Origin of the sequence: Synechococcus sp. UW69, assembly GCF_900474185.1 — a bacterium.
Lineage (GTDB): Bacteria > Cyanobacteriota > Cyanobacteriia > PCC-6307 > Cyanobiaceae > Parasynechococcus.
This window is the reverse complement of sequence record NZ_UCNW01000008.1, coordinates 154,045-172,511: the sequence shown is the minus strand read 5'-3', so window position 1 is coordinate 172,511 and position 18,467 is coordinate 154,045. Positions and strand designations below refer to the sequence as shown.

General features: G+C 59.7%; 23 protein-coding genes. 10 read left to right on the top strand and 13 right to left on the bottom strand.

The window, feature by feature from the left end:
• Positions 1-5: 5 nt before the first annotated feature.
• The 3 genes from secD to DXY29_RS04560 are packed head-to-tail and all read left to right on the top strand — an operon-like array spanning position 6 to position 2,688.
• Positions 6-1,487 carry a protein translocase subunit SecD gene (gene secD / locus DXY29_RS04570; RefSeq protein ID WP_115024197.1) on the top strand — a complete coding sequence of 494 codons (1,482 nt, stop codon included), beginning with the start codon at positions 6-8 and terminating at the stop codon, positions 1,485-1,487.
• A 3-nt stretch (positions 1,488-1,490) separates the two neighbouring features.
• Positions 1,491-2,480: a protein translocase subunit SecF gene (gene secF / locus DXY29_RS04565; protein WP_115023332.1), complete on the top strand. Its 990-nt coding sequence runs from the start codon at positions 1,491-1,493 to the stop codon at positions 2,478-2,480.
• Positions 2,473-2,688 (top strand): hypothetical protein, encoded by a 216-nt coding sequence (locus DXY29_RS04560; RefSeq protein WP_115023330.1) that lies wholly within the window; start codon positions 2,473-2,475, stop codon positions 2,686-2,688. Before secF ends, DXY29_RS04560 begins: the two co-directional genes overlap by 8 nt.
• Here the strand turns inward: DXY29_RS04560 and DXY29_RS04555 are convergent.
• Entirely contained in the window at positions 2,685-2,909 is a 225-nt protein-coding gene (locus tag DXY29_RS04555; protein WP_115023329.1) for a hypothetical protein, read from the bottom strand. The genes DXY29_RS04560 and DXY29_RS04555 overlap by 4 nt on opposite strands.
• Before the next feature lie 122 nt (positions 2,910-3,031).
• Here DXY29_RS04555 and DXY29_RS04550 point away from each other — a divergent pair, with 122 nt between their 5' ends.
• A complete protein-coding gene (locus DXY29_RS04550) occupies positions 3,032-3,211 on the top strand; it encodes a hypothetical protein (protein ID WP_115023327.1) in 180 nt (59 codons plus the stop codon).
• 188 nt (positions 3,212-3,399) lie between these two features.
• On the opposite strand, the gene DXY29_RS04545 is transcribed toward DXY29_RS04550, so the two are convergent.
• Genes DXY29_RS04545 through mnmH form a run of 4 tightly spaced genes read right to left on the bottom strand, consistent with a single transcriptional unit; the run spans position 3,400 to position 6,919 of the window.
• Positions 3,400-4,389 (bottom strand): AI-2E family transporter, encoded by a 990-nt coding sequence (locus tag DXY29_RS04545; RefSeq protein WP_115023325.1) that lies wholly within the window; start codon positions 4,387-4,389, stop codon positions 3,400-3,402.
• Complete coding sequence (locus DXY29_RS04540) at positions 4,386-5,465, bottom strand: AI-2E family transporter (protein WP_115023323.1); 1,080 nt, start codon at positions 5,463-5,465, stop codon at positions 4,386-4,388. Before DXY29_RS04540 ends, DXY29_RS04545 begins: the two co-directional genes overlap by 4 nt.
• Positions 5,462-5,845 (bottom strand): photosystem II reaction center protein Psb28, encoded by a 384-nt coding sequence (gene psb28 / locus DXY29_RS04535; protein WP_115023322.1) that lies wholly within the window; start codon positions 5,843-5,845, stop codon positions 5,462-5,464. The genes DXY29_RS04540 and psb28 overlap by 4 nt, the downstream gene beginning before the upstream one ends.
• A 30-nt stretch (positions 5,846-5,875) precedes the next feature.
• Positions 5,876-6,919: a tRNA 2-selenouridine(34) synthase MnmH gene (gene mnmH, locus DXY29_RS04530; RefSeq protein ID WP_115023320.1), complete on the bottom strand. Its 1,044-nt coding sequence runs from the start codon at positions 6,917-6,919 to the stop codon at positions 5,876-5,878.
• A 39-nt stretch (positions 6,920-6,958) separates the two neighbouring features.
• Between mnmH and DXY29_RS04525 the strand changes: the two genes are divergently transcribed.
• Together DXY29_RS04525 and DXY29_RS04520 are read left to right on the top strand one after the other, a co-directional pair.
• Complete coding sequence (locus DXY29_RS04525; RefSeq protein ID WP_115023319.1) at positions 6,959-7,678, top strand: GUN4 domain-containing protein; 720 nt, start codon at positions 6,959-6,961, stop codon at positions 7,676-7,678.
• Between the two features lie 53 nt (positions 7,679-7,731).
• Complete coding sequence (locus tag DXY29_RS04520; protein ID WP_115023317.1) at positions 7,732-8,169, top strand: ATP-binding protein; 438 nt, start codon at positions 7,732-7,734, stop codon at positions 8,167-8,169.
• Here the strand turns inward: DXY29_RS04520 and DXY29_RS04515 are convergent.
• The gene (locus tag DXY29_RS04515) at positions 8,129-8,383 is read right to left on the bottom strand and encodes a DUF6439 family protein (RefSeq protein ID WP_115023315.1); all 255 of its coding nucleotides are present in this window, start codon (positions 8,381-8,383) and stop codon (positions 8,129-8,131) included. The two genes, DXY29_RS04520 and DXY29_RS04515, sit on opposite strands and share 41 nt — an antisense overlap.
• 49 nt (positions 8,384-8,432) lie before the next feature.
• Between DXY29_RS04515 and DXY29_RS04510 the strand changes: the two genes are divergently transcribed.
• Positions 8,433-8,702 (top strand): hypothetical protein, encoded by a 270-nt coding sequence (locus DXY29_RS04510; protein ID WP_115023313.1) that lies wholly within the window; start codon positions 8,433-8,435, stop codon positions 8,700-8,702.
• 30 nt (positions 8,703-8,732) lie between these two features.
• Here the strand turns inward: DXY29_RS04510 and DXY29_RS04505 are convergent, their stop codons facing one another.
• The 3 genes from DXY29_RS04505 to glnA form a co-directional block, all read right to left on the bottom strand.
• Positions 8,733-9,023: a copper-binding protein gene (locus tag DXY29_RS04505; protein WP_115023312.1), complete on the bottom strand. Its 291-nt coding sequence runs from the start codon at positions 9,021-9,023 to the stop codon at positions 8,733-8,735.
• 77 nt (positions 9,024-9,100) lie between these two features.
• Positions 9,101-10,174 (bottom strand): class I SAM-dependent methyltransferase, encoded by a 1,074-nt coding sequence (locus DXY29_RS04500; protein ID WP_115024195.1) that lies wholly within the window; start codon positions 10,172-10,174, stop codon positions 9,101-9,103.
• Between the two features lie 115 nt (positions 10,175-10,289).
• Positions 10,290-11,711 carry a type I glutamate--ammonia ligase gene (gene glnA / locus DXY29_RS04495; protein ID WP_115023310.1) on the bottom strand — a complete coding sequence of 474 codons (1,422 nt, stop codon included), beginning with the start codon at positions 11,709-11,711 and terminating at the stop codon, positions 10,290-10,292.
• A gap of 206 nt (positions 11,712-11,917) precedes the next feature.
• Here glnA and DXY29_RS04490 point away from each other — a divergent pair, with 206 nt between their 5' ends.
• Together DXY29_RS04490 and DXY29_RS04485 are read left to right on the top strand one after the other, a co-directional pair.
• Complete coding sequence (locus DXY29_RS04490; RefSeq protein ID WP_115023308.1) at positions 11,918-12,442, top strand: allophycocyanin subunit beta; 525 nt, start codon at positions 11,918-11,920, stop codon at positions 12,440-12,442.
• A gap of 96 nt (positions 12,443-12,538) precedes the next feature.
• Positions 12,539-13,735, top strand: a complete 1,197-nt coding sequence (locus DXY29_RS04485; RefSeq protein WP_170952113.1) for an alanine--glyoxylate aminotransferase family protein — start codon at positions 12,539-12,541, stop codon at positions 13,733-13,735.
• Here the strand turns inward: DXY29_RS04485 and DXY29_RS04480 are convergent.
• Positions 13,707-14,210, bottom strand: a complete 504-nt coding sequence (locus tag DXY29_RS04480) for a nucleoside deaminase (protein WP_115023307.1) — start codon at positions 14,208-14,210, stop codon at positions 13,707-13,709. The genes DXY29_RS04485 and DXY29_RS04480 overlap by 29 nt on opposite strands.
• Before the next feature lie 40 nt (positions 14,211-14,250).
• On the opposite strand from DXY29_RS04480, the gene DXY29_RS04475 reads away from it, so the two are divergent.
• Positions 14,251-15,654, top strand: a complete 1,404-nt coding sequence (locus tag DXY29_RS04475; RefSeq protein WP_115023305.1) for an aminotransferase class V-fold PLP-dependent enzyme — start codon at positions 14,251-14,253, stop codon at positions 15,652-15,654.
• Positions 15,655-15,782: 128 nt separating this feature from the next.
• Here the strand turns inward: DXY29_RS04475 and DXY29_RS04470 are convergent, their stop codons facing one another.
• From DXY29_RS04470 to DXY29_RS04460, 3 genes are read right to left on the bottom strand one after another with little or no spacing between them, the layout of a single operon-like run.
• On the bottom strand, positions 15,783-17,372 hold the full coding sequence (locus tag DXY29_RS04470; protein ID WP_115023303.1) for a YcjF family protein: 1,590 nt from the start codon (positions 17,370-17,372) through the stop codon (positions 15,783-15,785).
• Positions 17,373-17,406: 34 nt separating this feature from the next.
• Complete coding sequence (lspA, locus tag DXY29_RS04465) at positions 17,407-17,883, bottom strand: signal peptidase II (protein ID WP_115023302.1); 477 nt, start codon at positions 17,881-17,883, stop codon at positions 17,407-17,409.
• A complete protein-coding gene (locus DXY29_RS04460; protein WP_115023300.1) occupies positions 17,880-18,449 on the bottom strand; it encodes a biotin transporter BioY in 570 nt (189 codons plus the stop codon). Before DXY29_RS04460 ends, lspA begins: the two co-directional genes overlap by 4 nt.
• Positions 18,450-18,467 lie beyond the last annotated feature (18 nt).

The following is an 18,467-nucleotide window of genomic DNA, read 5'->3' as shown; positions in this document are numbered from 1 at the left end:
CATTGATGGCGCGTTTTCAGGGTTGGTTTGCCCTTGTTCTTGCCCTGGCGATCGCAGCCGGGATGTTTTTAGTTCGTACTCCGCTGGAACTGGGCCTCGATCTGCGGGGCGGCAGTCAGCTCACTGTTGAGGTGAAGCCGGCCGGAGAGATCACCCGTGTGGGCTCCGAGGAAATGGAAGCGGTGAAAGCCGTGCTCGATCGCCGGGTCAACGGTCTCGGTGTGGCCGAGTCGACTCTCCAGACGGTGGGTGAGTCCCAGCTGGTGTTGCAGCTCCCTGGCGAACAGGACCCTACTGCCGCTGCGAGGGTTCTCGGCGACACGGCTCTGCTCGAGTTTCGTGCTCAGAAGCCCGATACCGAAGCTGAATTCCGTGGCCTGAGGCAGCTCCGCTCCCAGGTGGAAGCCATTCTCAAGCTCCGTGAGGATCAGATCCGCCGCGGTGAAACGCCGGCGCCGCTGGATCTGGATCAGCTCAAGACAACCCAGAAGACTCTGGGGCTCGAGGGCGAGGCCACCTCGGAGGAAGAGCAGCTTCGGGACTTGCTCGAGAAGGTCGACGCCGATTTACTCACAATGCTTGAGCCAGCCGCCCTGACGGGTAAGCAGCTTGTGACGGCCGGTCGTCAACCGCTACAGAACAACCCAACCAGCTGGGAAGTGACCCTCAACTTCGATGGGGAGGGTGCTGAGGCTTTCGCTGATCTCACCAAGTCGATTGCGGGCACCGACCGATTGCTGGCGATCATCTTGGATGATCAGCTGATCAGTGCCGCCAGTGTTGGTCCCCAGTTCAAGAGCGCTGGAATCTCAGGTGGTGCAGCCACCATCAGCGGCAATTTCAGTGCGGAAACGGCGCGCGAACTGGAGGTGAAGCTGCGGGGCGGCTCTTTGCCCCTCCCCGTTGAGGTGATCGAGGTTCGCACCATCGGCCCCACTTTGGGGGCTGAGAACATCCGCCGCAGCCTGGTGGCCGCCCTCTCGGGCCTTGCTCTGGTGGCCGTGTTCATGGTGGTGGCCTATCGCCTGCCTGGGGCTGTGGCTGTGATGGCTCTCAGCCTGTATGCCCTGTTCAACTTGGCGGTGTATGCCTTGATCCCCGTCACGCTCACCCTGCCTGGAATCGCTGGATTCATCCTTTCGATTGGTATGGCTGTGGACGCCAACGTTCTGATCTTTGAACGCATCAAAGATGAACTGCGGCGGGGCAACACCCTGATTCGCTCGATTGATACCGGTTTCTCGGAGGCCTTTTCATCAATCGTTGATGGTCACCTGACCACGTTGATCAGCTGTGCAGCTCTCTTTTTCCTTGGCACGGGACTGGTCAAGGGCTTCGCGGCGACTTTGGGCATCGGCGTGTTGCTGAGCCTGTTCACAGCCCTCACCTGCACCCGCACCTTGTTGCGTTTCCTGATGGGTTACGCCGGTCTTCGTCGTGCCAGTAATTTCCTGCCCGCCCGGCAGCTTCCTTCTCCTACCGCCTGAACCATGACTGAACCTTCGTCATCGGCAACAGCGGGCGAGGTCCGCAATCTGCGCTGGTCCCTCAGCAGCATGCGGCGCAGGGTCTGGCTGATCTCTGGCCTTGTGGTGTTTGTGAGCCTGTTGGGGTTGCTGCTCAGCTGGCTGGATCCCGCCATTCGGGCCCCCCTGCGTCCGGGCCTCGACTTCACCGGCGGCACGCAGATTCAGTTGGAGCGCCGTTGTGATGACTCCTGCGGTGCGCTCAAGGCGATTGCGGTCTCCGATGTGATTCGCAGCCTGGACCTGCCAGTGGAGGAGGGGCAACCTCTCCCCAACCTGGGGGCGCCCCGGGTTCAGCTGTTGGATGGCGGTCAGTCACTGTTGTTGCGGCTGCCAACCCTGTCGGCTGCCCAGGGCCAAGCGGTGATCCAGGCGGTTGAACCGGTCGCGGGTCCGTTCCTCTCCGGTGGTCAATCGGTCGACACCATTGGTCCCAGCTTGGGTCGGCAACTGTTGCGCAGCAGCCTGATTTCTCTGCTGGTCGCCTTCAGTGGCATCGCGGCCTACATCAGCTTCCGCTACGACCGCCGCTACGCCTTCCTGGCCCTGGTGGCCCTTGCCCATGACGTCGCCATCGTTTGTGGTGTGTTCGCTTGGCTTGGCGTTGTGCTGCAACTGGAGGTCGACAGCCTCTTCGCCGTCTCGCTGCTCACGATTGCTGGATATTCGGTGAACGACACGGTGGTTGTGTTTGATCGCATCCGTGAACGAAGCAAGGATGCAGCTGATCTGCCTCTCTCTTTACAGGTGGATCAAGCGGTGTCGGCCACATTGACCCGCACCCTCTATACAAGCGGAACCACCCTGCTTCCTCTGTTGGCCCTGGTGTTCTTTGGTGGAGCAACGCTCTATTGGTTTGCGATCGCTCTGGCCTTGGGGGTTGTGGTGGGCTCCTGGTCGAGCATCGCCCTGGCACCCTCGCTGCTCACGCTCTGGGACCGTTCCCGTGACTGATCGCAGTGGCGAATCTCAACGGCGACGCCATCCTGCTCGGTGGTTTCCGATTCTTCTGATCCTCTTGGCCCTGGGCGATCTGCGCACCGAAGTGCAGCTCCTGAGTGATCAGTTCACACTCACAGGCTTGGGCTATGCGATTCGACATCACCAGTTGGCTGTGGTGGTGCTGCTGGGTTCACCGTCCCTGTGGCGTCGTTTCGGCTAGCTGGAGCCATTGCCGAATTCACGCCAGATTGAATCCCAGGTGCGTTGCTTCACATCAGTGTTCCAACGCCCCTGGCTGTGGGTCGAGGACCACCACGATTCGAACAGGTCGTGCGCTTCTTCGTGCAGTAATTCCGGATCGAGGTTCTCTCGAACCAGCTGCTTCACGGCCTGCCTCAGTTCCTCATAACGAGAGAAATTGAAGATGACGTCCAATCCCATTCGTCTCAAGACCTGTTGGACACGCTATTGGATCGTTGGCCTGGAAGGGGTGGTGTTGGTATCAATGTGAACGTCATTGCTTGTTGCGCCTGAGCTACGACTCAACTGGTTGCTCAGGTCTCATGGAATTGAATCCTGGTCTCAATGAAGAGGTGTTCGGGTTGCGCGCCGAGGTTGAGGCTCTTAAATCACGGCTGAACAAAATTGAACGCGGCCAAGAGGTTGCGGTGTCTGCGGCCTATTGGCAAGCGGTTGAACGGGAACGCGATTCAAGTGAGAAGAAGAAACGTCAGCTGCTCTAGGGGGTTGAAAGCTCGACCTGATGCGCTTGCCCTTGGTGCATGTTCAAAAAAAATTGGGACCCTCTCCCAAGAGCCCCAATGCTCGACGCGTCGCTCTCACGACACCGTAAAAGTACCTAGCCAGCTCTGGTCTCAGGTGTGACCCTTGCTACAAGGTGTTCATCTGGATACATGGGTGGATTCTGGTCTTAGGCCCAGCGATCCATGATCTGCTGTACCACCACGCGCTGCATCAGCACCTGAATCACCACCACCAGAGGAAGGGCGAGTAGCACGCCTGGAAGCCCCAGCAGGGCGCCAAGGCTGAGCTGGGCTGTCAGGGCCACGGTGGGAAGCAGATTCACGGTTTTGCGCAGCAGCAATGGCGTGAGCAGAAATGCCTCGAGGTTCTGCAGCACCAGCCGGAAAACGAGCACCGAGACCATCAATTGCGGCGATTGCAGCAGTGCTAATCCCGTCGGTAGAAGGGTTGCCGCCGTGGGGCCGATGGTGGGTACGAAGGTGAGCAGGCCGCAGACCAGGGCGCTCAATAGAGCAAGGGGTGCCTTGAGCAGCAACAGTCCACCCCAGGTGAGCAAAAACACGCTGGTGGCGGAAAGGGTCATGCCGCTGAGCCAACCCCCCAGCGCCTGACGGCATTCATCCAGCAACAGTTCCATCTGCTGCCGGGCGGGGCGGGGCGTCACGGCGACGACCATGCGCCGATGGGAACTTGGATCCAGGGCCAACAAGATCGCGAGCAGGGCCATCAGGAACAGCTGAATCAGCGAATTCGCCGCACCGCCTGCAAAGCCCAGCAATGGTTGAAGCCCTTTCAAGTTGAGGCCCTCACCCAGCGCTTCATTCAGCTGCGCCAGGCGTGGCTCGCTGCTCAGCAGATCAGACACCTTGCTGAACAACTGCGGCAGATCACGACCCAATTGCTGGAACTGGCTGATGAGTTCCGGTACCAGCAGCTGTCCCAATAGCCCCCCTGCGAACAGCAAAATCCCAAGCACGGCAGCCAGGGCTTGTGGTCGTTTCAGCCGTGTTCGCCTCTGAACCTGAACAATCAGCACATCCAGTGCCACCGCAACCACCACGGCGCCGAACAGCACCAGGAGCACCCAGCGCAGGTGCCAGAGCAGCAGCACCAGCACCACCAGGGTGAGAGCAACAAGAAACGTGCCGGCTGTCATCCTGCGGGCTCCAGACGTTTCCAGCGATCCAAAACATCGTGGATCAGGACTTCTCGGATGATCACCTGCAGCACCACCGCTAGAGGCAGAGCCATCAGCAGGCCGAGAGGTCCGAACAGCAGCGTGAACAAAAACTGCGCGGCCAGGGTCAACCCAGGCAGCAGCTTCACTTGGTGGTGCATCACCGAAGGCGTGATCACGTAACTCTCGATGTTTTGGATCACCACATAGACCCCCAATACCGCCGCTGCCTTCCAGGGGGCATCCAGCAGGGCGACTGCCATCGGGAAGATGGTGCTCATCGTTGGTCCCACATTGGGGATCACGTTCAACAGTCCTGCCAGCAGTGCATTGGCCAGAACGAGTTTCACGCCCAAGAGTGTCAGCGCGATGCTGCACAGCACAAAGACCGCCAGTGAGCTGATCAGCACGCCGACCATCCAGCTACTCAAAGCGGCACCGCACTGATCAAGGATTCGCCGTCCACGGCGTCGATAAAAGGAGGGAATCAGCTGAAGCCCCACGCTCCGATAGGCCTGGGGTTGAATGCTGATCATCAAAGCGACTGCCAGCACGAACAACAGACGCAGCACCCCGTTGCCGAGGTTTCCCGCAACACCGAGCAGGCCCAGCAATCCGCTGCCCACGCCTGCTGCCAGTGATGAACCATCGGGCACGAGTTGTCGCGGACCGCTCAGTTCCAGTTCATCGATGTCGGGGAATGCATCGGCGCCATAGATGGCTTCGCTGATGGTGTCGATCCAATCGACTCCCATCCGAACGAGGGTCTGACCCGCTTCGGGCAGCTTCTGCAGCAGCAGGGCAAATTCCTCGAGGAATGGGGGCACCACAACACCTGCAGCCCCAGCGACGAGCAAGAGCAACCCGGCGATACAGAGAATCAATGCCAGAGGCCGTTGCATCGGCCTCCGTTCTCGAAGGATGCCCACAAGGGTGCAAAGGGCCATGGCCAGAACAACTGCAGCAAAGAGCAGTAGAACCAGCTCGCGCAGGGACCACAGCAAGATGATCGCTGCGATCAAGGCTGTTAACGACAGCCAGTGGGGCAGTCTCAAGCTTGTTGATCGTCGGCCGCGTCAGTCTGATTGGAATCCTGATTTTGTGAATAACCCAAGCCGTTGGCCTCGGCGTAGCGCTGGGCAAAGCGCATGAATCGCTCGAAATCCTCTTCGGATTTCCAGGAGTAAACGGCTTCAAGAGCACTCGCTGTGCCGTTCACAAACTTGCCGTTCACTTCTCGGGTGACCATCTCACCTTCTTCATCGACCATCCACATGCCAGTGATGTCGCCCATCGTTTCTGGAGCAATCGCAGCAGGCTTCTCGAAACGGAAGGTTGCTTGACCAGTACGACCGTCGCGGCTGCGGGTCAGACGAATATCGGGAACCACCGGCTCATTGATTCCCCGAAAGAACTGAATCGCTGCTTCGCTCACGTCGTTCTAGACCCATCGGTAGAAGCGATCTTAATCGGGGATTTCAACAAACCCGTGCTTGATCAGCGTCTGCGCGGCTTGATCAGCACTGAGGCCCGATAGGTCGATGTTGTCGCGTTTGGGGGATCGCGCCAATTCGTGGTCGTAGCAACGGTCGTAATAGTCGAGTGTGGCGCGGCAGGCGCTGGCCCAGTCTTCCCTGGCAATCGCCTCGAGGGCTTCCTTGGTGCGCTGCGGGCCGAGTCGTCGACTGATCCGCTGGGTCGCCTCAGCGAGAGCTGACGCCCCTTGATGGCCGTACACCTGCACCAGTTGTTCGACCCGTTCGGTCAGGTCGCGCTGAATCTCCAGCACAGGGGCCTGCTGCATCTGATCGAAGAGAGGTTTGGGAATGCGGCAGCTCCCTACTTGAATGCTTTCGGCTTCCAACCAAATCGCCGTTGCCCGCTGGCGTTGGTGCTGATCCAGCGCTTCAGCCAATTTGTTCTCGTAGTGCTCGGTACTGGGTTGATCCGGCAGGCCCAGGCCGCCGAAACTGCTGCCGCGGTGGTGGGCCAGCCCTTCCAGATCAACAACGGCTACTCCGCAAGCCGCCATGGCCAACAGCAAATCAGTTTTTCCAGTTCCCGTTCGCCCCCCCATGACGCGCAGGGGCCATCTCCGTTCAAATCGGTTCTGGGCCCAGCGCCGGTAGCTCTTGTAACCCCCTTGCAGAAGTGTTGGCTTGAGGTCGAGCTGCTGCGCGAGCCAGGCCATGCTGGCCGAGCGCATTCCTCCACGCCAGCAGTAGATCCGTGGATTGCCCAGCTCGCGAAGGGTCTCCAGCTGATGGGCCAAGCTGCTGAGCTTGGGTCCGGTGAGTTCAAGGCCCAGATGAATCGCTGGTCTGCGTCCTTGCTGCTTGTACGCGATGCCGACTTCGGCCCGCTCCTCATCGTTGAACAAAGGCAGGTTGATGGCCCCGGGCCAGTGCCCCTTCGCAAATTCGCTGGGGCTGCGCACATCCACCAGCGGACCTTTCAGCTCGCGAAGCTGCTGGATCTCGATTGAACTTGTCTCGCCCATGCCTGACATAGTGGCCAACACCGAGCCAGTTGGGGCCGGTTGCGACTCATGCTCTCCGGTTCCACACCCGCCACCAAACTCAGCGTTGACCAGCTGCTGGATCGTTTCGCGAAGGGAACACCTCGCCAACGACGCCCTCTGATCAAGCAGGTCGAAGCACGATCTGAGGACCTTGCTGCCGTCGGGCCAGATCTTCTTTCTGGCTTCGATCCTGCCGGTGATGACTGGGCTGCAGGCTGGATTCTGCAGGTGCTGCAGCGCCACCAGCCTGAGTCCATTGCCGCTCTGATCAAATCCCCAGATGCCGGCTGGCTGGCAGCTGAATCCGCAGTTGGCCTGAATTACGGGCCGTTGCAGCAGGAGCTGCTCAACCAAAACTTTGAGGAAGCTGATCGCATCACAAGTCAGTGTCTGCGCGATTTGGCCGGGGATGCTGCTGTGAAGCGGGGCTACGTCTACTTCACTGAAGTGGCTCCGATGTCGGGCATTGATCTGGTCAGTCTCGATCGGCTCTGGACGGTTTATTCCCAAGGCCGCTTTGGCTTTACGGTCCAGTCCCAGCTACTGGACGCCCTCGATGGCCGTTACGAACGCCTGTGGCCCCGCATTGGCTGGAAACGCGATGGGGTCTGGACCCGATATCCCGGTGCATTCACTTGGTCGATCGAGGCTCCCGAGGGCCACATGCCGTTGATCAATCAGCTGAGGGGGGTTCGGTTGATGGATTCAGTTCTGAATCATCCAGCGCTTGTGGCCCGCAGACCCTGACGGGGACATCTAACAACGGTAAGTTCAAAAGACCGACGTCAACGTGCTCCACTGTGCCGTCCAAGAGGTTTCGCTGGGCTGAGTTCACACTGCCGTCCACGTTGCAGCTGGCCCCTCTGCTGGAGCTGCTCACCGAGCCGGTGGGCTGTGTGTTCACCAGTCAGCGCATCGAGTTGGGTTTACATGAGGCTCTGGTGAATGCCGTCCGCCACGGCAATGATGAAAATCCAGCCAAGAAGCTTCGCGTTCGTCGGATCCTGACGCCCAACTGGTTGGTCTGGCAGGTTCAGGATGAAGGCTGCGGCTTGCCGCAGCAGTCCCGCACAGCGAGCCTGCCGACGGCGCTTGATGCTGCCAGTGGCCGCGGACTGTTCCTCATTCATCAATGTTTTGACGATGTCCGCTGGAGTCGGAGGGGAAACCGACTTCAACTGGCCTGCCGGCGCCCGGTCAGTGACGGGGACAGCCCGGATCCTTCAGTTCTCCTTTAATCCAGCCAAGCGCTTGCTGGGTTAGTTGCTCGACATCCGTGTGGTCTCCCTGGCGGAGTAATTGCACCAACGCTGCCGCCAATAACTCGGCACCACGACGCTTGCGGTTGCTTTTCAGTTGATGCCATTCGCGATCGCTAATGCGGAGCAGCTGATGGAGCTCCTCTGCCTTTCCTTTGGCGGAGTCGGGCCATGGGGCGGGGGGCGGTGTCATCCCTTGATCAGCAGATCGCTCTAGTTTCGGAGCACGTGGGTTCAATGCCTTGGAAGAGCGCAAAGGCAAACGATGTCGCAGTGAACTGCGTTGGTTGCACCATGGTTCACGCTTGCTGCTGCAAGGGCAAAGGCAGTCCAATGTTGGGTCGGGTGTTGCCGCTCGACGCTGGATCCAGCGCCGCAAACTTGCCACAAACCTGATCAGCCACCCGCTTGCGGGGTGGGATGTACCAACGGAATCGGGGCAGCGTTTCTGGAAGGCACTCCGCTTTGGTGGAGCGGGTTTCACTCTGGCCTGGCTGCTGTCTCAGCTCTAAATCGATCAGCTCAACCGGTTGGCGATGGGCCTAAGCAACCACCACCAGAGAATTGGATGCGGGAGCTTCTTCCTCGGTGGAATGAACCCCTGAAGGTTGTGGCATGTGCTGACCGCGAAGCCATGCATTGTGCAGGGCCCGCCGCCGGCGATCCTCAGAGAGAACAAGACGATCTGCCGCGGCTTGGGGGCTCTCCCCAGGCAGCAAAGCTGTGCGCAGGCATATGCCGAAACCAAGGGCTTCGACTTGCACGTGACCTTCCATCAGCACGACCTGAAACGTCCAGCCCTGAAGCCAACGCAGCCGGAAGGGATTGGTCATGAAGTTCCCTTCGTAATCGCATTTACCCTATGGCTCGCAAGCGTTCGTGCAAGGGACGCTGTCAGGGAATCCGCTTATCAGGTCTCTTCATTGGTGGGTTTGCGTGCTGACCAGACCCGCGTCATGAAGTGGGATTCAGCTGTGATTCCCTCGAAGCCTGCAGCTGTTAAGCGTTTGTCGATGTCATCACCGATGTAATCCCGGTAGTAAGGCTCATGGAAGACACGCCGGAAGTTCTCCATCACTGCGGCAAATTTGGCTGAATCTGCCATCTGCACAGAGTCGGCAAGAACCAAAACACCGCCGGGCTCGAGCACCCTCCAAGCCTCGTTGAGAACGTTTTGGCGGGCTTCTGCTGGCAGTTCATGCAGCAGGAATACACAGGTCACGGCTTGAACCGAGCCATCAGCCAAGGGGAGTGATTCCCCATTGGCACGGATCAGCTGAACCAGCGAGGCATCCCCGGCATTCAACCAGCGATTGGCCTGACGGAGGTACGACTCGGAGAGATCGGTCCCGATGAGTTGCGCGTGAGGAACAGCAGCTCGGATTTGGTGCAGCGTCCGACCGGTGTCGGTGGCCACATCAAGGATCTTCAGGGAGCCCGGAGCCCGGTCAGCGAAATGCTTCAAGCCGCGTTTGAGTGGAGCCAGGACCCGTCGACGCATGGCATCGGCTGTGCCGTTGAACAGGATCTCAACCTGTAAGTCGTAGAGACCGGCGGAGTGATCACTCAGATATCCATCGGTTTGATGGTGAAAATTTTGAAGGTAGTAGTCGGGGTAAAGCGCTGTTTCCGTGTCCCGTGGCAGATCGCGAACGTTGCGCTCACGGCGTCGATCCCAGGTGGAGGGGAGATCCATCCACACCTGTGGATAACGGCTGACCCAGTCGAGCCAGGGCGCATCGAAGAGCAGTTGCTCCGGATAGATCCCCTGTTGAGCCTCCTGCCAATCCTGTTCCTGGAGTTTGTCCATATCCAGGCGAAGTGCTCCGAGTACCTCGGCGGAGACTGCTTCAGTTTTGGGAACGGCATCGGGAGCCACCCATTCCATCAGCTTGGTGCTCAGCTCTTTGTGAGCCAGGCCCGCGATGCTTTTGCCTTGCTGAAGCGTTTGGTACGCAAGCTTGCTCAGGGGCGTTGACGCCATCGCGGATTCAGACAACAGACCCATTCCAGCGGATGTGACGCGCAACCGCGTGCCAAGCAGTCCACAAAAAAACCCGCCTCCTGCGAGGCGGGTCGTGGGTCTCAACGAGTGCGGATCAGGCGTCGTAGTACATGGTGAATTCGTGGGGGTGAGGACGCTGACGCAGCTGCTGAACCTCTTCGTATTTGAGGTCAATCCAGTTGTCGATGAAGTCGTCGCTGAACACTCCGCCAGCGGTGAGGAAGGCACGATCGGCATTCAGAGCTTCCAAGGCACCATTGAGGGAAGCCGGGACCGTTGCGATCTTCGAAAGCTCTTCAGCCGGAAGCTCGAACAAATCGCGGTCTTCGCCGTCGCCGGGATCGATCTGGTTCTTGATGCCATCCAGGCCAGCCATCATCATGGCGCTGAAGGCCAGATATGGATTGGCCAGGGCATCACCGGAACGGAATTCGAGGCGCTTGGCCTTGGGGCTTGGGCCGGTGAGAGGAATCCGCACAGCGGCGGAACGGTTGCCCTCCGAGTACACCAGGTTCACTGGAGCTTCGAAGCCGGGCACCAGACGCTTGTAGCTGTTGGTGGTGGGGTTGGTGAAGGCCAGGAAGGCAGGAGCGTGCTTGAGGATGCCGCCGATGTACCAGCGGGCGGTCTGCGACAGGTTCGCGTAGGTGCCTTCGCCGAAGAACAGTGGCTGACCACCTTTCCAGAGGCTCTGGTGCACATGCATGCCTGTGCCGTTGTCGTTGAACACCGGCTTGGGCATGAAGGTGGCTGTCTTGCCGTACTTCTTGGCCACGTTGCGCACGACGTACTTGTACGTCATGACGTTGTCGGCTGCCTGGATGAGCTCAGCGAATTTCATGCCGAGCTCGTGCTGGCCTGCACCGGCAACTTCGTGGTGGTGCTTCTCGGTGGGGATACCCAGTTGCCCCATCAGCAAAAGCATCTCGGAGCGGATGTCCTGGGCTGTGTCGTTTGGAGCAACGGGGAAGTAGCCCTCTTTCACCTGAATTTTGTAGGCGAGGTTGCCGCCTTCCTCGATGCGACCCGTGTTCCAACCCGCCTCGATCGTGTCGACGCTGTAGAAGGAGCCACCTTCGGCCGAGTTGTAGCGGACGTCGTCGAAGAGGAAGAATTCAGGCTCAGGACCGAAGAAGGCCATGTCGGCCAGCCCCGTGCTGGCGAGGTGATTCAAAGCACGCTGGGCCAGGGCGCGGGGACAGCGCTCATAGGGCTGACCGGTGCGCGGCTCCTGAATCGAGCAGATCATGCTCAGGGTTTTGTGCCGATAGAACGGATCAACCCAGGCCGTGTTGGCGTCGGGAACCATGGCCATGTCGGAGGCCTGGATGCCCTTCCATCCACGGATGGATGAACCGTCAAAAGCCAGGCCTTCAGTGAAGGATTCTTCCTCCAGCAGATCGGTACAGACCGTTAGGTGCTGCCACTTGCCGTGCAGATCGGTGAATTTGAGGTCGATCAGTTCGATGCCTTCGTCCTTGATCTGGCGCAGGACGTCCTGGGGGGATTTCGACATAAGAAAGGACTGCTCGACTGAATTGTGCAGTGATGTGACCGTATAGAGCCACAAGTCACCATTTTGTATCAAGAGGTACGTTCCAGCTGCCTGGAGTCAACTGCGTAACCGTTTCTGTCAACTTGGCCGAAATGCAGGCCTGCCAAAGGATTTGCCCGCTTCAACGGTGTTAGCGTCCGCGGGGGATCCTCTGGAGATTCAGGGAAATGCGCGATGCAATCAGCGGTCTGATCGGTCGCTACGACCAACTGGGTCGTTATTTCGATCGTCCAGCGATCGACAGCATCAATGCGTATCTGGATGAATCCACGCTGCGGATTCAGGCTGTTGAGCTGATCAACGGTTCCGCCGCCGAAATTGTGCGTGAGGCCAGCCAGCGGCTGTTCCGAGATGAGCCCGACCTGCTCCTCCCTGGCGGAAACGCCTACACGACCCGTCGGCTCGCTGCCTGTCTGCGGGACATGGATTACTTCCTGCGCTACGCCAGCTATGCCCTGGTTGCCGGCGATAGCACGATTCTCAATGAGCGTGTTCTCAACGGGCTGGACGACACCTACAAGAGCCTTGGCGTTCCTACTGGCCCCACTGTTCGCAGCATTGTTTTGCTCGGGGAAGTCGTGGCCGAGATGCTTCTGGCCAATGGTGCGGCATCCGAGCAGCTCGCCACTGTTCTGCAGCCGTTCGATCACCTGGCCAAAGGCCTTGCTGAAACCAATGTTCGCCAACGTTGAACGCAAAAGTTCAGCGCAAGATTTGAACAGATTGCAATCGTGCAGCTCTCATCTCTTCTGAGGGGCATGACTGCGTAGGCTCACCATCACGAACCAATGATCAGGGCTTTGGCGACGACCAACTCTCTTCTTCCTGTTGACGATCGTCATCGCAAAGCTTTTGCACCGATCAGCACTCCAGATCGACTGCTTCTGGGACCAGGCCCCTCGAACGCGCACCCGACGGTTCTGAAGGCGCTGTCGCGAACTCCCATCGGTCACCTTGATCCTCTTTACGTCGAGCTGATGGGTGAGGTGCAGGAACTTCTGCGCTACGCCTGGCAGACGGACAACCGCCTCACGCTTCCGATGAGTGGTACCGGGAGTGCCGCCATGGAGGCAACCCTGGCCAACACCGTGGAACCTGGAGACACCGTTCTTGTTGCGGTGAAGGGATATTTCGGCCTCCGTCTGGCAGATATGGCGGGGCGTTACCGCGCTGATGTCAAAACCATTGAGAAGCCTTGGGGAGAGTGGTTTTCTCTCGATGAACTCGAAGCGGCCCTGATCGAGCACAAGCCTGCGATCTTGGCGATGGTTCATGCCGAAACCTCCACGGGTGTCTGCCAACCCATGGACGGCATTGGCGATCTCTGCCGCAAGCACGACTGCTTGCTGCTGCTCGATACCGTCACGTCCTTGGGGGGAGTTCCGCTTTACATCGATGAGTGGAAGGTTGATCTCGCTTACAGCTGCAGCCAGAAGGGATTGAGCTGCCCTCCGGGCCTTGGACCCTTCACGATGGGCCCTCGCGCCGAGGCCAAGATGTCTGCCCGTCAGGGCAAGGTTCCCAATTGGTACCTCGATGTGTCCCTGCTTAATCAGTACTGGGGCAGTGATCGCGTCTACCACCACACGGCGCCGGTCAACATGAATTTCGGCATGCGCGAAGCCTTACGTCTGTTGGCCGAAGAAGGTCTAGATCAGGCCTGGGCTCGACACCGCAGCAATGCGGAATTGCTGTGGAGCGGCCTCGAAAGTCTCGGGCTTTCTATGCATGTTCCGGCCGACCGTCGACTGCCGACGCTCACCACTGTTCGCATCCCTGAAGGTGTGGATGGAAAGGCCTTCAGTCAGCACCTGCTGAACAACCACGGGATCGAGGTGGGCGGTGGTCTCGGCACGCTTGCTGGAAAAATCTGGCGAATCGGGCTGATGGGGTACAACTCCAACCCAGAAAATGTGAACCGTCTCCTCAACCTGTTTGAGACAGAGCTACCTCGCTTTAGCGGTTCTGAAGCCGCCGCTGCCTGAACCAGCGCTCCAGCAGCCCTCTCGCCTCAGCCTCGCGCACACCGCGCACCACCTCCATGTGATGGTGCGCACTGGCATGGGTGGAGAGGTCAAGGCTGCCCCCCAAACCACCGCGTTTAGGGTCCGATGCGGCATACACCACTGCTCCCATTCGGGCCTGCACCAAGGCTCCCGCACACATGGGGCAGGGCTCGAGGGTCACGATCAAGGTGCAGTCGTTGAATCTCCAATCGCCCTGCACCACCGCTGCCTGCCGTAACGCCACCAGTTCGGCATGCCCAAGGGGGTCCATATGGTTCTGGCGTCTGTTGCGTCCATGTCCGATGGCCTTCCCGTTTCCATCCAGGATCACCGCGGCAACTGGTACCTCTCCTTCCGTGCCAGTGGCCTCGGCCCGCTGGAGCAGAACGTCCATCCAGCGAGTCAAGTCATCCCGCTGATCCACCGTCGTTACACGCTGTCCTTTGAGCACCATCCCACGAGACGCGAAGATCACTGAAGTTCACGGGTCTCCGTTGCAAGCCTGTTCCGAGTCTCAGCACCCATCGGATCGGCTCGCTCCGTTCGCCATCCCCTCGGCTGCAGACCCGGTACTGAATGACTTCTTGCACCGCAGTTCAGATCTGCTCTGCCGTTGGATCGGCTCGGCTGAACGAACGGGCCCGGTGCCCTTGATGCGCCCTTTGCCTGAGGTGGCTCCCGGGCTGGAAGGAGCTGGTGTCGAATCACTCCTGAGTGATCTGCAGCAAGTGATGGATGGGGCTTACCAGCCGTCTCATCCCGGTGCCTTGGCTCATCTTGATCCGCCCCCTCTCACCGCCTCCATTGCGGCGGAGATGGTTTGCGCGGGCTTGAACAACAATCTCCTGGCAGAGGAACTGTCTCCTGGGCTGACTGGCCTGGAACATGATCTGTGCCGCTGGTTCTGCCACAGGATTGGGTTGCCTGAAGGATCCGGAGGCGTTCTGGCGAGTGGTGGAACCCTGAGCAATCTCATGGCACTGGTCTCGGCTCGGGCCGCTTTGGGCTCGATGCAGCGGGATCCCGTGCTCCTTTGCAGCCAAGACGCCCACGTCTCGATCAACAAGGCGGCAAGGGTGATGGGTTTGTCGGAGGATGCCCTCCAGATGCTTCCGGTGGCCCCCGACGGCGGCCTCTGTCTTGACGCTTTGGGCGAGCGTTTGACAACACTGCAAGCCCAGGGCCGGCCTTGTCTGGCGGTGGTGGCCACCGCTGGGACAACCGTGCGTGGTGCCATTGATCCCCTCTCGGATCTTGCAGCTCTCTGTCGTGATGCAGGGGTCTGGTTGCATGTGGATGCAGCCATCGGCGGTGTGTTCGCCCTGAGCACCAGCCACGCATCTCTGATGCGTGGCATGGAGTTGGCGGATTCGATCACTCTGAATCCTCAGAAACTGCTGGGCATCACCAAAGCTTCATCGCTGCTGTTGCTGAGGGATCGCACCCACCTCCGCCAGGCCTTTTCAACAGGATTGCCCTACATGCAGGCGCCCAATGGGGTGGACCACGGTGGGGAGATCGGCTTACAGGGAACCCGGCCCGCGGAGATCCTCAAGCTCTGGCTTGGCCTGCGTCAGCTGGGTGAGGCTGGGATTGAAGCGACCCTCAGCGGTGCCTTGCAACGGCGAAAGGCCTTTGCCTCCATGTTGGATCCCAACAAGCTGACGCTGTTGTCGGGTGACCTTCATCTTCTGGCGTTCCAGGCCAGGGAGGGGGGAATTGACGCTGCCGCTTGTTGGAGTGAAGAGACCCGCCAGATGCTTCTCTCTCACGGCTACATGCTCTCGAGACCCTTCTACGGCGACCGTTTCTGTCTTAAAGCGGTCTTGGGTAACCCGCACACCACAGCTCAGCATCTCAGCGACTTGTCCGATCGGCTGAATGCATCGCTGGCCTGAAGCCTGATCGTCCACAATCGCCCTCGTTTGAGGGGGTCCCATGCCGGAACAGAAGCAGGGTTCACGCTGGGTTGCGATCGTCACCGGTGCGATTTCAGTGGCGATTGGTGTGATCTATCTGCTGCTGATCACGGTGCTGGATGCCCGGGGGCCGATGCTCCCCCCTCCTGCTGAGGCTCTGGCCGGGGCGGAAGGCGCCCCGCTGCCGACTGCTGAAGCGGTTCCACCACTTGCCGCATGGCACTGGCCAGAAAGCGCTGCAGCGAGAGTTCCCTCCGATTGAGTTCAAAGGCCTGTTGCACCACGGTCTGCATCCCGCCGTCGCCCCAGTCTTGGTCTTGTTCGAAGTAACGGATAAAGCTGCTGCCGGCAATTCGGGTGAGCCATGCGGTGACCACCCCCTGGAGCACCTGACCAAGAATCAGGGTGGGCAAACTCAGGCTGAGGCTGGTGCCCAGCAAGGACATGGCCCCTTTGACGATGCCCAACTTGCCCAGGGTTTGCCCTAGGGACATGGCCAGGTCTTTGGCACGATCCCGGGACATCTCAACCCCGTAGATCTTCGCCATCTCCAGAATCATCTGGGCATTCACTGCTGCGGTACTCAACAGATCCACACCTGGCAGTGGGTTGGCAGCGACGATCCCCGCGCCCATCCAGCTGTAACGGTCAATGCAGCGTCTGGCTTCCCGGGAGCGCTGGTCGTTCAACAAGTCACGACCGCGGCTGTCGAGAGACCGACACTGGAGAAGGATGTTGTCGGCAATCAATTCCTCACCCTCGGCATGAAGCACGCCGGCGAGGCGTTGCAGCAGATCGCTGACGTCAGGCATCGGCTGCAGGGGCCGACGACCGGGTTGAGGAATCGATTGAGGAGATGCACTGCAGGCCACCACATCGGCAGTGTTGAGATGTCCCTGGCAGCGCGATCGAAGCACCTGTAGGAGCCGTTTTTCCTCATCCACACCTCGTAAATCTCGCTTGTTCAGCACCAAGAGCAACCGCTTGCCGAGGCCAGCAAGGGATTGCACAACGGCGAATTCCGAGGCTCTGAGATCACCGTCCACCACCACAATCAACAGGTCGGCGCGTACCGCCCGACGACGGGCCGTCTCCTCGCGGCTGAGGCCTTCCTCTCCCGCTTCAAGGATCCCTGGGGTGTCGACAAGTTGCAGACCACGCTCTAACCCTTTCAAACGCAGGCGGTAGGCACGGCTGGTTTTTGTGATGCCCATGGGGGCACCCACATCGCCGACCATTTCATTGAGCAGCGCACGGATGAGCGATGTCTTGCCGCTGGATCCGGTGCCGAACACAACAACCACCAGATCCCCTCGCTTCAGTTCGTCCGCGACGCGATCGCGTTCGTTTTGCAGACTCCGGCGGCTGATGTCGTCCTGGATGCGTTCGATCAAACGATCGACATGGCCCAGGCTTGTGTTTGCGGCGTCCCGGCGGTTCTGGGGAGCGGCGGCTGGCTGCCGCGGGTGTTGAGGGGGGCGTGACTTCCAGCGTTTCCACATGGGCCAGCCCACCTGCATTGCCACAGTCACCACCAGCACAAGACCCAGCAGCAGAACCGGAGTAAGCAGCCAGGGAGGCAGGAAGTAACTCAGATCCCACAGCAGGCTGCGGATGGTTTGAACGGCAACACCGATCACCACAAGTGCCACAAAGGCAACTGCAAGACCGATGAGCAACCTGGTTTGACGTTTCATGCCTGCGTCACACCAGCCTCAGGGCAAGTTTGGGTCAGCCACGGCTGGTGTCACCACGACGGGTCCAAAGATCGATGCCGAAGCAGAGCACAGCGAGATTGATGGCGACATCGGCTCCGTTGAAGATCGGGAAGTCGATCGGTTCGAGTGCCAGAAAATCGACCACGTAACCCAGGCGCCAGCGATCGAGCCCGTTGCCCAGGGTGCCGCCAAGAAGCGCTGCTGAAGCAAGTGCTTGCCAAAACGGCAGAACCCTTTGTCGCCAGATCCAGAGAATCAGCCCGATGCCGACCCCCAAGCTCAGAAGTCCAAGGAGGGCAGTGGATCCCCGCAGCACGCTGAAGGCGGCTCCGGTGTTGTGCACCAACTGCAGGGAGATCAGGTGCGGTAGCAGGGGAAGGGTGTTGCCATCCTGCAAAACGCTGGAGGCCAAACCCTTGCTGACCTGGTCCACCACAACGATGACAAGAGCAATGAGCAGGGTGGATTGACGCGGCAGGGTTCTGTTCATGACTCAATGATCAACAGCCGACGCAACACAACCGAGAGCAGTCCTGCACCGATGCAGAGCAGCATCTGTGCAGGCAATGGGCCGATGGAAAACTGCATCAGGAGCTCGAGAAATCCAAGCGTCCATCGACCCAAAATGGCCCCGATGGCGAGATTGAGGAGACCGCAGATCTGAAGAACCAGGAGTCCTGCAAGGGCGGACAGCGACTGTCTGGGCAGGTCGTTCATGCCGTCCTGCTGCGCCAGGCGACCGGTGAGCCAGGCCGCCGGAACAAAACCCGCCAGATAGCCGAAACCTGGTTCCAGCACGTAGCTCAGCCCGCCACCGCCATGGAACACCGGCAGGCTGAACAGTCCCAGGCTCAGATACCCGACGGCGGCCATCACACCGGCGCGCGGGCCGCTCACCATGGCGCAGAGGAGGAGGGCTGGCACCTGCCAGGTCACGGGCAGGGGAACAACAATTGGTTCCGGCACAGGCAGATACATCGCTGCCGGCACAAGACCACCAATGAGGATGGCCAGCAGACCCGCCAGGGCACCACACCAGGAGGCGAGAGCCCTCACATCAATCCGTCAACTCGG